The sequence below is a fragment of the Clostridium sp. LIBA-8553 genome (genome assembly GCF_057782465.1).
In genome coordinates, this window is sequence record NZ_CM173489.1 from 2975829 (window position 1) to 2989558 (window position 13730).

The following is a 13730-nucleotide window of genomic DNA, read 5'->3' on the forward strand; positions in this document are numbered from 1 at the left end:
CCAATTATTCAAATTATATTTATTAAACTTTTTAACAAAGTCTTATTTACTTATAAATTCTTCTACAACTTCATCACTTTTTCCAAAATAGTTTAATATAGCTGAAACTATTCTCTCTGAAGCTTTACCATCTCCGTATGGATTTATAGCTTTACTCATTTCTGCATAAGCTTTTTCATCATTTATTAATGAGTTAGCTTCTTCTAATATTTTTTCTATATCAGTACCAACTAACTTAACTGTACCTGATTGAACAGCCTCTGGTCTTTCTGTTACATCTCTTAAAACTAATACTGGTTTTCCTAAGTGAGGAGCTTCTTCTTGTAACCCACCTGAATCAGTCATAACCATGAAGCATTTATTCATTAAGTTATGAGTTTCTTTTGTATCAAGTGGTGGTAAAAGATGTACTCTTTCTTTTCCATCAAGATTTTTGTAAACAACATCTTTTACAACTGGATTTAAGTGAACAAGATAAACTAATTCAACATCTTTATTATCTTCAACTATTTTGTTTAATGCTGCACAGATGTTTTCTATGCCTTCTCCCCAGTTCTCTCTTCTATGAGCTGTTATCATTATAACTTTTTTGTTTTCGAAATCTATGTTATTTAATTCTTCATTTTCAAAAACATAATCATCCTCAACAGTATGTTCCATAGCATCGATTACAGTGTTACCTGTAATTTTTATGTCATTTTCATTTATTCCTTCTCTTAAAAGATTAGCTTTTGAACCTTTAGTAGGAGCAAAGTGTAAATCAGCTAAAGCACCTGTTAATTTTCTATTCATTTCCTCTGGGAATGGGAAATATTTATCGAAAGTTCTAAGTCCAGCCTCAACATGACCTACTCTTATTTGTTGATAGAAAGCTGCTAATCCACCAGCAAAAGTTGTAGTTGTATCACCATGTACAAGTATCATGTCTGGTTTTTCTTCAGTGAATACTTTTTCTAATCCTTCTAAAACTCTGTTTGTTATTCCAGTAAGAGTTTGACGATTTTTCATTATGTCTAGATCAAAGTCAGGTTTTATATCAAATAGTTCTAAAACTTGGTCTAACATTTCTCTATGTTGAGCAGTTACACAAACCTTTGATTCTATTTCCGTTCTTTTTTCTAATTCTTTTACTAACGGTGCCATTTTTATAGCTTCCGGTCTTGTTCCAAAGATAGTTAAAACTTTTATCTTTTCCATGAATCATTTACCTCCAAAAATAATCAATAGCTACTTATTTATTAAGTAGCTATTTAAATTATAACTATTTTGTGCCAAATAGTCTATCTCCTGCATCACCTAATCCAGGAACTATATATCCATGATCATTTAATTTTTCATCAATACATGCAACATATATATCAACATCTGGATGAGCTTTTTGTACAAATTCTATTCCTTCTGGTGAAGAAATTAAGCACATAAGTCTTATTTGTTTAGCTCCTCTTTTCTTTAAAAGAGTTATAGCATCTGCTGCTGAACCGCCTGTAGCTAACATTGGATCAACAACGATTATATCTCTTTCTGCTATATCTTGTGGTAATTTACAGAAGTACTCTACTGGTTGAAGAGTTTCTTCATCTCTATATAGTCCAATATGCCCTACTTTTGCAGCAGGTATAAGTTGTAGCATACCATCTACCATACCTAATCCAGCTCTTAATATTGGAACTATAGCAACCTTTTTACCAGCTAAAACTTTACATTTAGTTTTACATACTGGAGTTTCTATATCGATTTCTTCCATTGGAAGATTTCTTGTTACTTCATAAGCCATAAGCATAGAAACTTCACTTACTAATTCTCTAAAATCCTTAGAACCTGTATTTTTATCTCTTATGAACGCTAACTTATGTAATATAAGTGGATGTGTTATTTCTGTTACTTTACTCATTGTATCTTCCTCCTAAAATCTATATATAAAATATTTTTACTAAATTATTTTGAATACTTTTCTTCAATAGCAGTTACTTTGTCTATTCTCTTTTGATGTCTTCCACCTTCAAACTCTGCACCTAAGAAAGCATCAACTATATCTAAAGCTAATCCTGGGCCTATTACTCTCTCACCCATAGCTAAAATATTTGCATTATTATGTTGTCTTGTTGCGTGTGCACTAAATGTATCAGAACATAATGCTGCTCTTATTCCTGAAACTTTGTTTGCTGCTATAGAAATTCCTATACCAGTTCCACAAATTAATATTCCATAATCAAATTCTTTTGAAGCAACTGCTTCTGCAACTTGTATAGCTATATCTGGATAATCACAAGACTCTGTGCCATATGTGCCAAAATCTTTTAACTCAATACCTTTTTCTTTTAAATGTTTTATCACTGTGTTTTTTAAATTAAATCCACCATGATCACAACCAATTGCTATTTTCATTTCACTAACCTCCAATAAATAGTTGTTTTAAATATATTATTCTAAAAAAAGTGCTTTTTCAATGACTAATAACACTACTTAAAATAAAAATTTAAATAGTAAGTCAAATAAAAAAGCACTTTTTTTTATTAACTGGAAGAACACTAAATAAAGATATCAAACCTTCAAAAAAAACAAATATAGAATTTTTTAAAAATGTAAATTCAAAGTAATTCCTTTTTTTCAAAAGCATCATCCTTATCCAGCTCCTTCCATATATTTTCTTAAACTATTGTTATATCAAACCCACAAGATTTCTTTAATCTATTCATTATGGCTACACCTAAACCTTTTTCTTCAAAAGCCTCAGTTATTATAACATCTACTCCTAAATCATCAAAGGACCTAAGCATTTCAAACAAGTTCTTTGTTACAGAAGTTAAATCCTCTCTAGTTCCTAGTGATTTAACTATTCCTTCATCATACATAGAAATTGTTTCATCAGTTGCCATAATTCCAACCTTTAAATCTTCGTCTATGTAATTATGCACCATTTCTCTGATTTTTTCAACCATTTTATTTATTGGTCCTTGAACCATCTTAACTTTAGCCTTTGGTGCATAATGTTTATACTTCATTCCAGGGGCTTTAGGTTTTGTATTTTTATCTAAAGTTGTTAATATAGCTTTATCTATATATACACCTTCATCAATTTCTTTTAACATTTCTAAAGTTATTCCACCAGGTCTTAGAACACATAAATGTTCTCCTGTTGCATCTACTATTGTTGATTCTACCCCTATTTTACTTTTTTCAGATCCAACTATGAAGTCAACTCTTCCATTTAAGTCTTCTTCACACCTTTCTATATCAGTTGGACTAGGTCTTCCTGATATATTAGCTGATGGTGCTGCAATAGGAACTCCTGATAATTCAATTAATTTTAATGCGATATCATTATCTGGCATTCTTACTCCAACAGTATCTAACCCTGCTGATGTAATATCTGAAACTATATTTTTTTTCTTTAAGATAATAGTTAGAGGACCCGGCCAATATTTTTCCATTAACTCTTCGGCAAACTTTGGTACCTCATCAACATATTTATTAATATCTTCTTTTTTTGCTATATGTATTATTAAAGGATTATCTTGAGGTCTTCCTTTCGCCTCAAAAATTTTTTTAACAGCTTCTCCATCTAAAGCATTTGCACCTAAGCCATAAACAGTTTCAGTTGGGAAAGCACCTATTCCACCTAGTTTTATAATTTCAGCAGCTTCCTCTAAATGTTTTATATCTTTATCTATATCTTTTATGAATTGTATTTTTGTTTTCATAAAACAATATCACCTTCATCTTTTATAAATTCTTCTGACCTCTAGCAATCTTTATATTTTCAATACTATCACTTGTATAGGTTGCTGTAACACAACTTTTATATATATCATCTAAAAGCTTAAATTTCTTTAAAGCCCCTCTTTTTATTATTATGTAATACCATTGTGTTTGTTTATTTAATCTAATCATCTTTTTATAGTCATTGCTTAATCCTGGATGAGCCTTACAGAAATAATCTCCTACAGGCTTTCCAAACTTACCTTTTCTCCCTTTGTTAGAGAAGACTATAATTATTTTCATATCCTCTAATTCATTTTCTGTATGAACTAAAGCTACTCTATCACAATATATATGTTTATATTTAGATAATACATTAGGTTTTATTCTTAAAATTCCATTTTCGCAAGTATATTCTAACCTTATATTATTAAAATTTTTAATCATAACAATAACTATAAAAACTTCTAAAAAGATTAAATAGACTATTAGAAAATCCTTATAAACTTCAAAAAAACAAACTAAAAGAGGTAATAATATTAGAAGTATTACCATAACAAACATGAATCTCTTATATGATTTTTTTTGTTTTTTTATAGCTTTATCTATATCCATAAGTATATTCCTCTTTAATCAACATATTAAAACCATGTATTTTTAAAGCCTTACATTATTCATGTAAGGCTTTATATATTAAAATTCAGTATTACCCATTGCTTTCATTTTTTGAGCTTGATCTTCAGTGATTAGAGCATTTAATATTTCGTCTATATCACCTTCTAAGAAGCTATCTAATTTATATAAAGTCATATTTATTCTGTGGTCAGTTACTCTTCCTTGAGGATAGTTATAAGTTCTTATTCTTTCACTTCTATCTCCAGTACCAACCTGACTCTTTCTATCTTCAGCAATACCAGCTAATCTCTCAGCTTCAGCTTGCTCGTATAATCTTGCTCTTAATACCTTCATAGCTTTTTCTTTATTCTTAAGCTGTGATTTCTCATCCTGACATGAAACAACTAATCCTGAAGGTAAGTGAGTTATTCTTACCGCTGAGTCAGTTGTGTTAACGCACTGACCACCATTACCTGATGCTCTAAATACGTCTATTTTAATATCTTTGTCATTTATTTCGATTTCTACATCATCAACTTCTGGTAAAACAGCTACTGTAGCAGTTGAAGTATGTATTCTTCCAGAACTCTCTGTATCTGGAACCCTTTGAACTCTGTGTGCTCCACTTTCATACTTAAGCTTTGAGTAAGCCCCTGCTCCTTTTATCATGAATACAACCTCTTTGAAACCTCCGATATCAGTTTCATTTGTACTCATAAGTTCAACTTTCCATCTATTTTTTTCAGCATACTTAGTATACATTCTGAAAAGGTTAGCTGCAAATAGTGCTGCTTCATCTCCACCAGCACCACCTCTGATTTCAACGAATACGTTCTTGTCATCGTTAGGATCTTTTGGTAATAAAAGAATTTGTATTTCGTCTTCTAATTCTTTCTTTCTCTCTGTTAAATCCTTTATTTCTGCGTTGATCATTTCTCTCATTTCTTGATCACTTTCTTCTGAAAGCATCTCTTTGTTAGCTTCTAAGTCTTCTGTTGCTTCTTTGTACTCTTTGTACTTATTAACGATTATTTCTAAGTCTGCATGTTCCTTACAAAGCTTTCTCCATTCTTTTTGGTTAGCCATTATTGAAGGATCACTTATTTTAACTGAAAGTTCATCGTATTTATTTTCAATAAAATTTAATCTATCAAGTATCATCTATTATCACTCCGTATACAGATTTTCATATTTTACAATTATAACACACTATTATATTATCTTTCAAGATTTACTCTTCCTATAACACATCTATCTAAGCCTGCTAAATCTTTAATCACTTTAACATCATAGTATCCTTTTTTAGTCATCAAATTTTTAACATCTTCACCTTGATCATGTCCAATTTCAAAAGCTAATATACCATCTTGCTTTAATACTTGTAAAGACTCGTCAATAATTCTTCTATAAAATATTAAACCATCCGCTCCCCCATCTAAAGCTAAATGAGGTTCATAATCTTTGACATCCTCCATTAAAGTATTTATAACTTCTGTTCTTATATATGGTGGATTTGAAACTAAAATATCATACTTATTTTCTTTTTTTATAACTTCACTTAGAAGGTCACTTTTTATAAAATTACATCTTTTTGATAGTTCTAGCTCTCTTATATTTTTTCTTGTAACCTTTTCTGGTATATCATCTACATCTATTAAATCTACATTTATATTCTTTCTATAATTAGCTAAAGATAGTCCTATAGCCCCACTTCCACAACATAAATCACATATATTTATATTTGAATCTTCATCTACATTGTTTAATACTTCTTCTACAATTATTTCAGTATCACCCCTTGGAATTAATACTCCCTCTTCTACATAGAAATCTAATCCCATAAACTCACAAGTTCCTAAAATATATTGCATAGGCATTTTTTCTTTTCTTTTTTCTAATAAATTTAAAAAATGTATCTCATCAGATTTTTTAACTTCTTCATTTTTATTAGTAATAAGCCAAATCTTATCTTTTTCAAGAGCTTTACCTAATAATAGTTGAGTATCTAATATGTAAGTATCAATCCCAACTTCTTTCAAAGTTTCATTTCCTAAATTTAATAATTCTCCAACTTTTTTATTTGGTTCTTTCAATCCTTCAGCCCTCCTTAAAGAAGCTATGGCCACTTCAATCTGAGAATCATCCGGTTCTCTTGTAGTTAATTTTTGTAATTGTAAACCTGGTGCTGCTATTATTTTAGCGAAACTTCCCTGTGATTTTCCAAGCCATCTTATAAGTTCATATGTTATCCCTGCTACAACTGGTAACATTGCTATTCTTATAGCTGTTCTTTGAACTACTGAATCCCAATTAGTAAAAGAAAATATAAATATACTTACAATAGCAACTAAGAATAAAAAGTTTGTTCCACATCTAGGATGAAATCTAGGATATTTCCTTACATTTTCAACTGTAAGCTCATCTTCATTTTCATAGCAAAATATAGTTTTATGCTCCGCTCCATGATATTGAAACACTCTTTCTATATCTTCTAATTTCCCCATTAAATACATATATCCTAAAAGCATACTAATACTTATTATCCCTTCAATAGCACTTAAAGTCCAACCTGGGAAACTAAGCTTTTTAAGTAAAAAAGTAATTCCTGTTGGTATTGCTACAAAAAGAATTATAGCAAATATAAAAGAAAGCATAATTGTAAGAGTCATTATTACATTATTAGCTTTTTCACCAAATTTATTATTTAACCAATCTTCAAATTTTGAAGGTTCTGTATCATCAAAAAAACTTGCTGAATAATTTAAAGATTTTAAACCTACAATTAAAGATTCTACAAGAGTTACAAATCCTCTTATAAAAGGTAACCCTAAAATTTTATTTTTCTTTGTATATGGTATTGTCTTTTCAAAAGAAACCTCTATATCACCCTCTGGAGTTCTAACTGCTGTAGCTGTTCCTTTTGTGCCCCTCATCATAACGCCTTCTAATACTGCTTGACCGCCAACTTGGCATTTTCTCATAATTTAAACCCTATCCTTTCACTAACTAATTATTAGAATTCTTACCATATTTATAATTGAAATAACATTGTCCACATAATGATTGATATTCTACATTATCAACTAAGTCTATAGCAACTTGTTCTCCCTCAAATGTAAACTTTCCATTTACCATTCTTCCATTTAATATAGCTTTTCTTCCACATCTACATATAGTTTTCATTTCCTCAATACTATGTGCTAATAATAAAAGTCTTTCACTTCCTTCAAAGCCATTCATTTGGAAGTCTGTTCTTAATCCATAACAAATTACTGGTATGCCTTTTCCAACTGCAATCTCAAATAATTCATCGATATGATGAGCTTTTAAGAATTGAACTTCATCAACTATTATACAGTCTATTTTTCTCCCCTTTTCAAGTCTTTCATCAATCATTTCTATAATATTATCTTTATTATCTATTAAAATATCTACAACTCTCTCAACACCTAATCTTGAAACTACTTTGTCCCCACCTTTTTTATCTGTTGATGGCTTAACTATGATAACTTCCATACCTCTTTCTTCATAATTATGTGCCACTTGCATAAGATGTGTAGATTTGCCTGAATTCATTGCTCCGTATCTAAAATATAGTTTACTCATATTAAATTTAAACTCCTTATCCTCTTATAATATTCTAAATATGATTATAACTTAAATAAGAACGCTTTTAAACTATTGACGATTAAATAACCCCATGATATACTTGTAAATAGTTGTTTAGCAACATTTTTTTATTTTTGAAAGAGGTGAATTACATGAGACAAGGCATACATCCAGAATACCATCACGATACAGTGGTTAAGTGTGCATGTGGAAACACTTTCACAACTGGTTCAGTTAAACCAGAACTTAAAGTTGAAATATGCTCTAAGTGCCACCCATTCTTCACAGGAAAACAAAAAATCGTTGATGTTGGCGGAAGAGTTGATAAGTTCAACAAGAGATTTAATCTTAATAAATAATTTCTTTATGGGAAAGACTCAAATCTTTCCCATTTTTATTTATAAGGCATATTTTTCAAAAAAAGTTTATTTTTGTAAATATATTTTTAGTAAAAGTGAGTGAATATGATGAAAAAAGTTCTTATTTTAAGTACATCTACTGGTTATGGTCATAATCAAGCAGCTAACTCTTTAATGGAACTTATAAAGAATGACGACACAGAAATTCTTGTACATGATTTTCTTAAGGAGAACCGTTTCTTTGATAAATCAATAGTAAATGGATACGATTTATGTGCAAGTTCTCTTGGAACTCTTTATGGTCTACTATATAAAATTAGCAATATTAGAATTATAAATAGTCTTGCTTGTATGTTCTTTTTACCGGTTGCGAATAAATTAGCTAAATTTATTTATAACTTTAATCCGGATTTAATAATAACAACTCACCCTTTAGCAGTAAGTGTACTTTCTCATTTAAAGAGAAAAAAAATTATAACAGTACCTGTCATTTCTGTAGTTACTGATTTTAAATGTCATTACACTTATGTTTCTAAACAAATTGATCATTACATAGTTGCTTGCGAATACACAAAGAAAAATCTTGCTTCAAAAGGAATACCTTGTGAAAGAATCTCACCTTTTGGTATACCTGCTAAAAAAGATTTTTATAAAACAGATTACCATAATCATATAGAACATATTACTAAACCACCATTAAAACTCCTTTTAATGGGAGGCGGTATGGGTTTAGACAATATATCTAAAGTTTTAAAAACTCTAATGAAAAATGAGAACCCTTTAGATTTAACTATTGTTTGTGGAAACAACACTGAATTAAAAGAACATTTATGTAAAGAATATGAACATCTAAAAGGGAACAAGATTTTAAATATTTTAGGATATACAACTGAAATACCTAAAATAATGAAAAACTCTGATTTAATCATTACAAAACCTGGTGGTTTAACTACAACAGAATCATTATTAAGTCATTTACCAATGATAATTCCATTCATAATCCCAGGTCAAGAAAGTGAAAATAGAGAATTCTTAGCAAAAAGTAATTGTGCAGTCCATATTAATCACTTAGATGAATTAAATACTATAATTGATGAATTTAATGAAGATAGTAATAAATTAATTAGCATGAGAAATAGTATTTTAAAAGTATTAAGTTCATACTCTCCAGAAGAGACAGTTAAACTTTGTACTAATATGCTAAATGATTCTTATAATAAAAGAAGATATTAAAGTTAAAAACTTTAATATCTTCTTTTATTTTTTGTATCAATTATAACAATATTATTCTTTAATAAATTATTAAAAATCTGATGTAATCTAAAAACTTTCTAAATATCAGCATTTAATTATTCCAAATTGCTTTTTAATACAACTTGTAAAAATTCCTTATTATTCTTTGTCTTTGATAATAAGTTTATAAGCTTTTCAGCTACATCTTCTATATTATTTTCTTTTTGTAATACTCTTCTTATTTTATATGAAGCTTCTCTTTCTTCTTCATTAAATAATAAATCTTCTTTTCTAGTACCAGACTTATAAATATCTATAGCTGGGAATATTCTTCTTTCTTGAAGCTTTCTATCTAAATGTACTTCCATATTTCCAGTACCTTTAAACTCTTCAAAAATCATATCATCCATTCTACTACCTGTATCTACTAATGAAGTAGCTAGTATAGTTAAACTTCCGCCTTCTTCTAGATTTCTTGCTGCTCCAAAGAATTTTTTAGGCATTATAAGTGCTCCTGGGTCTAATCCCCCTGATAAAGTTCTTCCAGAAGGAGTAACAGTTAAGTTATATGCTCTAGATAATCTTGTTAAAGAATCCATTAAAATAACTACATCTCTACCTTGCTCAACCATTCTTTTAGCTCTTTCTAATACTATGCTTGAAACCTTAGCATGGTTTTGTGGTTCCTCATCAAAAGTTGAATAGATTACTTCCCCATCTATACTTCTCTTCATATCGGTTACCTCTTCAGGTCTCTCATCTATTAAAAGTACTATAAGCTTAACTTCAGGATTATTTCTTGATATATTTTGAGCTACTCTTTTTAAAAGAGTTGTTTTTCCTGCTTTAGGTGGTGCAACTATCATTCCCCTTTGTCCTTTACCTATTGGACAAATTATATCCATAAGTCTTGAACTTAAATCTCTTCCATTATCAGTTTCAAGTCTTAATCTTTCTGATGGATATATTGGTGTTAAATCTTCAAACTTTTTTCTTCCAACTGCTTTTTCCGGACTCTCACCATTTACCTTCTCCACATAAAGTAGTGCCTTAAATTTTTCTCCTTCCTTTGGTATTCTAACCTTACCTTGGACTTCATCCCCAGTTCTTAATCCAAATCTTCTTATTTGTGATGGAGAAACATATATATCATCTTCACTTGTTAAATAGTTTCTACATCTTAAAAAACCGAAATTATTATTATCTAGTATTTCAAGTATTCCTTTAGCTGAATCTGATGAACTTATCATATCCTTTAATTGCTCTTTTTTACCTTCATCATTGCTATTATTATAATTGTTATTATTATTGTTATAGCCACTATTATTTCTAAAATTTCTTTCATTAGAAATATTTTCTCTACTTCCACCTTGCTCTTTTTGTGATATTTTTTCTCTTAAAACAACACCATCTTTATGTATTACTTTAGTATTGCTATTTTGATTATCAAATTCAGCTTTTAATTCTTCAATTAATTCGCTTTTTTTCTTTTTACTTATATTTTTTATTCCTAATTCTTTAGCCTTTTCTTTTAATTGGACTAAAGTCATATTTTCATACTGTTCTATATTCAATTTAAGCACCTCCTGCTTTTTAAATTGGTGGAATAAGGTAAAGAAAAGTTGTTTTAGATTGCCTTAAGACTTTAATATATAGAAACTTTCGAATGTTCTTTTTAAAATATATAAACTAATTATGTTAAATATTTATATTATTATCATATCACATAAAATCTAATCTATATATAGTATATTTTTCTAACACTTATTTCTAGCACTAATTAGTCAAAAAAGGATACCTAACTTTCGTTAGATATCCTTTTATCAAAATTTAATTATTTGTTGTTTAATGCAGCACCAACAAATCCTACGAATAATGGATGTGGTCTGTTTGGTCTTGATTTTAATTCTGGATGATATTGAACTGCTACAAACCATGGATGATCCTTAACTTCAACGCACTCAACTAATCTTCCATCTGGTGAAGTACCAGCTATAGTTAATCCTGATTCTACTAATTGAGCTCTGTACTCATTGTTGAACTCATATCTATGTCTATGTCTTTCGTAGATTAAATCTGAAGCATAAACATCTTTACAGAATGTATCATCTTCTAATTTACATGGATATAATCCTAATCTCATTGTTCCACCTAAATCTTCAACATCCTTTTGCTCAGGCATTAAGTCGATTACTGGGAATGGAGTTTCTGGATCTAACTCTGATGAATGAGCTCCCTCTAAGCCTAATACGTTTCTAGCATACTCTATAACAGCACATTGCATTCCTAAGCATATTCCTAAGAAAGGTTTTTTGTTTTCTCTAGCCCATCTTATAGCTTCAATCTTTCCTTCTACTCCTCTGTCTCCGAATCCACCTGGAACTAGAACTCCATCTACTCCTTTTAATAATTCATCAACATTTTCTTTAGTTACATCTTCAGCATTTATCCACTCTATTTCAACGTTAGTATCATTGCTTAATCCACCGTGATTTAAAGCTTCAACAACTGATATGTATGCATCATGTAACTCAACATATTTACCAACTAAAGCAATCTTAGTTGTGTGAGTTAAGTGAGTTATTCTGTGAACCATGTCTATCCACTCAGCATTGTCTATGTCTCTGCATCCAAGACCTAATTTTTCACAAACTAATCTATCTAATCCTTCTTTATGTAGCATTAGAGGAACAGCATATAAATGTTCTGCATCTAAGTTTTGAATAACTTCATTTGCATTTATGTTACAGAATAATCCGATTTTCTTCTTGATATCTTCTGATAATTCTTTTTCTGATCTACAAACTATTATATCTGGTTGAATACCTATGCTTCTTAACTCTTTAACTGAGTGTTGAGTTGGTTTAGTTTTTAACTCACCAGCTTTTCCTAAGTAAGGTACTAATGTAACGTGTATAAAACAAACATTCTCTTGACCTACATCATACTTGATTTGTCTTATAGCTTCTAAGAAAGGTAATGATTCGATATCACCTATTGTTCCACCGATCTCAGTGATTACTACATCTACATCTCTTTCTTTTCCTACTCTATGTACTCTATCTTTTATAGCGTTAGTTATGTGAGGTATAACCTGTACAGTACCTCCTAAATATTCACCTTTTCTCTCTTTTGATATTACTGACCAGTAAACTCTACCTGAAGTAACATTTGAGTTTTGAGTTAAGTTTTCATCTATGAATCTTTCATAGTGACCTAAATCTAGATCTGTTTCAGCACCATCATCAGTTACGAAAACTTCTCCATGTTGGTATGGACTCATTGTACCTGGGTCAATGTTTAGGTATGGATCAAATTTTTGAATACTTACGCTTAAACCTCTATTTTTTAATAATCTTCCTAATGAAGCAGCTGTTATTCCTTTTCCTAATGAAGAAACAACTCCACCTGTTACGAATACGTACTTAGTATTTTTACTCATATCTTTTCCTCCTAATGTAAATTTATGCTTGACATCGTTCTTTATTTCATTTATAATGATAATTACCTCATTTAGAATGGGTTTTTTATTGCTTGTTTTAATAACATAGTAGATATTCTATCAAAACTTAATGTAGAAGTCTAGTACTTTTTTTGTTTTTTTTATTTTTTTATTTATAGAACGTTTACTATTTATATTTTGCTCAGCTTTAGCATAATTAATTATTAATATTTGAATTTACAAGTTGAAATTAATTTCAGCTTTTTTTATTTTTAGAAATAAATACTTTATATAAAAAAAGGCTGTACCCTTTGGTACAGCCTTTTTTCTATTTATAGACTAATCTTCTACTTTTATTTTCATATCAAGGTTTGTTTTTATAGGCTCTTGTCCGCCAGCTATTAGATGATATTTTATGGATATATTTCCTCCACTCTCATTAACATCTAAGTCCAACTCTTTTGTTGCGGTCTTAAGCTCTAACATACCATAAGGAGTGTTATATAGAGCTACTGCTGTATTATCTTTTTGAAACTCCATTTTTGTACTTGTTGTTCCTTCTCTATGTAATACAACCTTATCACCTTTTATTCTTAAAGTTGTCTTTGTTCCTTCCATTCCTGATATCTCAGTTTCATCATAAGTAGCTATAAATTCATCTCCATCAGTAGAAAATTCGCCAACAGTAACAACTTCTATTTTTTCTTGCTCTCCGATATCTTGAGTACTACATATTGATATTATAGCTTTTTTACTCATAACAATAATCCTTC

General features: G+C 29.6%; 13 protein-coding genes. 2 read left to right on the forward strand and 11 right to left on the reverse strand.

Annotation, left to right across the window (positions count from 1 at the left end):
• Window positions 1-42: 42 nt before the first annotated feature.
• The 8 genes from wecB to AC2JAQ_RS13370 form a co-directional block, all read right to left on the reverse strand.
• Complete coding sequence (wecB, locus tag AC2JAQ_RS13335; protein ID WP_488456876.1) at window positions 43-1197, reverse strand: non-hydrolyzing UDP-N-acetylglucosamine 2-epimerase; 1155 nt, start codon at window positions 1195-1197, stop codon at window positions 43-45.
• 64 nt (window positions 1198-1261) lie between these two features.
• Window positions 1262-1891, reverse strand: a complete 630-nt coding sequence (gene upp, locus AC2JAQ_RS13340; protein ID WP_322503202.1) for a uracil phosphoribosyltransferase — start codon at window positions 1889-1891, stop codon at window positions 1262-1264.
• 44 nt (window positions 1892-1935) lie between these two features.
• A complete protein-coding gene (gene rpiB / locus AC2JAQ_RS13345; protein WP_488456877.1) occupies window positions 1936-2385 on the reverse strand; it encodes a ribose 5-phosphate isomerase B in 450 nt (149 codons plus the stop codon).
• A gap of 263 nt (window positions 2386-2648) precedes the next feature.
• Entirely contained in the window at window positions 2649-3701 is a 1053-nt protein-coding gene (locus tag AC2JAQ_RS13350) for an L-threonylcarbamoyladenylate synthase (protein ID WP_488456878.1), read from the reverse strand.
• Between the two features lie 22 nt (window positions 3702-3723).
• Window positions 3724-4314 (reverse strand): hypothetical protein, encoded by a 591-nt coding sequence (locus AC2JAQ_RS13355; RefSeq protein WP_488456879.1) that lies wholly within the window; start codon window positions 4312-4314, stop codon window positions 3724-3726.
• Between the two features lie 78 nt (window positions 4315-4392).
• Window positions 4393-5475, reverse strand: a complete 1083-nt coding sequence (gene prfA, locus AC2JAQ_RS13360) for a peptide chain release factor 1 (RefSeq protein ID WP_423240172.1) — start codon at window positions 5473-5475, stop codon at window positions 4393-4395.
• Between the two features lie 56 nt (window positions 5476-5531).
• Window positions 5532-7295, reverse strand: a complete 1764-nt coding sequence (prmC, locus tag AC2JAQ_RS13365) for a peptide chain release factor N(5)-glutamine methyltransferase (protein WP_488456880.1) — start codon at window positions 7293-7295, stop codon at window positions 5532-5534.
• 25 nt (window positions 7296-7320) lie between these two features.
• Window positions 7321-7920, reverse strand: coding sequence for a thymidine kinase (locus AC2JAQ_RS13370; protein ID WP_423240174.1), 600 nt, complete (start codon window positions 7918-7920; stop codon window positions 7321-7323).
• 155 nt (window positions 7921-8075) lie between these two features.
• On the opposite strand from AC2JAQ_RS13370, the gene rpmE reads away from it, so the two are divergent.
• Both rpmE and AC2JAQ_RS13380 read left to right on the forward strand, forming a co-directional pair.
• Window positions 8076-8282 (forward strand): 50S ribosomal protein L31, encoded by a 207-nt coding sequence (gene rpmE / locus AC2JAQ_RS13375; RefSeq protein ID WP_003452406.1) that lies wholly within the window; start codon window positions 8076-8078, stop codon window positions 8280-8282.
• 108 nt (window positions 8283-8390) lie between these two features.
• A complete protein-coding gene (locus tag AC2JAQ_RS13380) occupies window positions 8391-9515 on the forward strand; it encodes an MGDG synthase family glycosyltransferase (RefSeq protein WP_488458805.1) in 1125 nt (374 codons plus the stop codon).
• A 116-nt stretch (window positions 9516-9631) separates the two neighbouring features.
• Here AC2JAQ_RS13380 and rho read toward each other — a convergent pair whose 3' ends face one another.
• The 3 genes from rho to AC2JAQ_RS13395 form a co-directional block, all read right to left on the reverse strand.
• Window positions 9632-11089 carry a transcription termination factor Rho gene (gene rho, locus AC2JAQ_RS13385; protein WP_488456881.1) on the reverse strand — a complete coding sequence of 486 codons (1458 nt, stop codon included), beginning with the start codon at window positions 11087-11089 and terminating at the stop codon, window positions 9632-9634.
• 260 nt (window positions 11090-11349) lie between these two features.
• Entirely contained in the window at window positions 11350-12957 is a 1608-nt protein-coding gene (gene pyrG / locus AC2JAQ_RS13390; RefSeq protein ID WP_423240176.1) for a CTP synthase, read from the reverse strand.
• A gap of 339 nt (window positions 12958-13296) precedes the next feature.
• Entirely contained in the window at window positions 13297-13716 is a 420-nt protein-coding gene (locus tag AC2JAQ_RS13395; protein ID WP_488456882.1) for a YwiB family protein, read from the reverse strand.
• Window positions 13717-13730 lie beyond the last annotated feature (14 nt).

Bases quoted from the DNA above. Each gene is read 5' to 3' on its own strand.
- upp (WP_322503202.1), bottom strand. From the start codon at position 1,891: ATGAGTAAAGTAACAGAAATAACACATCCACTTATATTACATAAGTTA.
- rpiB (WP_488456877.1), bottom strand. From the start codon at position 2,385: ATGAAAATAGCAATTGGTTGTGATCATGGTGGATTTAATTTAAAAAAC.
- AC2JAQ_RS13395 (WP_488456882.1), bottom strand. From the start codon at position 13,716: ATGAGTAAAAAAGCTATAATATCAATATGTAGTACTCAAGATATCGGA.
- pyrG (WP_423240176.1), bottom strand. From the start codon at position 12,957: ATGAGTAAAAATACTAAGTACGTATTCGTAACAGGTGGAGTTGTTTCT.
- AC2JAQ_RS13370 (WP_423240174.1), bottom strand. From the start codon at position 7,920: ATGAGTAAACTATATTTTAGATACGGAGCAATGAATTCAGGCAAATCT.
- AC2JAQ_RS13355 (WP_488456879.1), bottom strand. From the start codon at position 4,314: ATGGATATAGATAAAGCTATAAAAAAACAAAAAAAATCATATAAGAGA.
- prfA (WP_423240172.1), bottom strand. From the start codon at position 5,475: ATGATACTTGATAGATTAAATTTTATTGAAAATAAATACGATGAACTT.
- prmC (WP_488456880.1), bottom strand. From the start codon at position 7,295: ATGAGAAAATGCCAAGTTGGCGGTCAAGCAGTATTAGAAGGCGTTATG.
- wecB (WP_488456876.1), bottom strand. From the start codon at position 1,197: ATGGAAAAGATAAAAGTTTTAACTATCTTTGGAACAAGACCGGAAGCT.
- rpmE (WP_003452406.1), top strand. From the start codon at position 8,076: ATGAGACAAGGCATACATCCAGAATACCATCACGATACAGTGGTTAAG.
- AC2JAQ_RS13380 (WP_488458805.1), top strand. From the start codon at position 8,391: ATGAAAAAAGTTCTTATTTTAAGTACATCTACTGGTTATGGTCATAAT.
- AC2JAQ_RS13350 (WP_488456878.1), bottom strand. From the start codon at position 3,701: ATGAAAACAAAAATACAATTCATAAAAGATATAGATAAAGATATAAAA.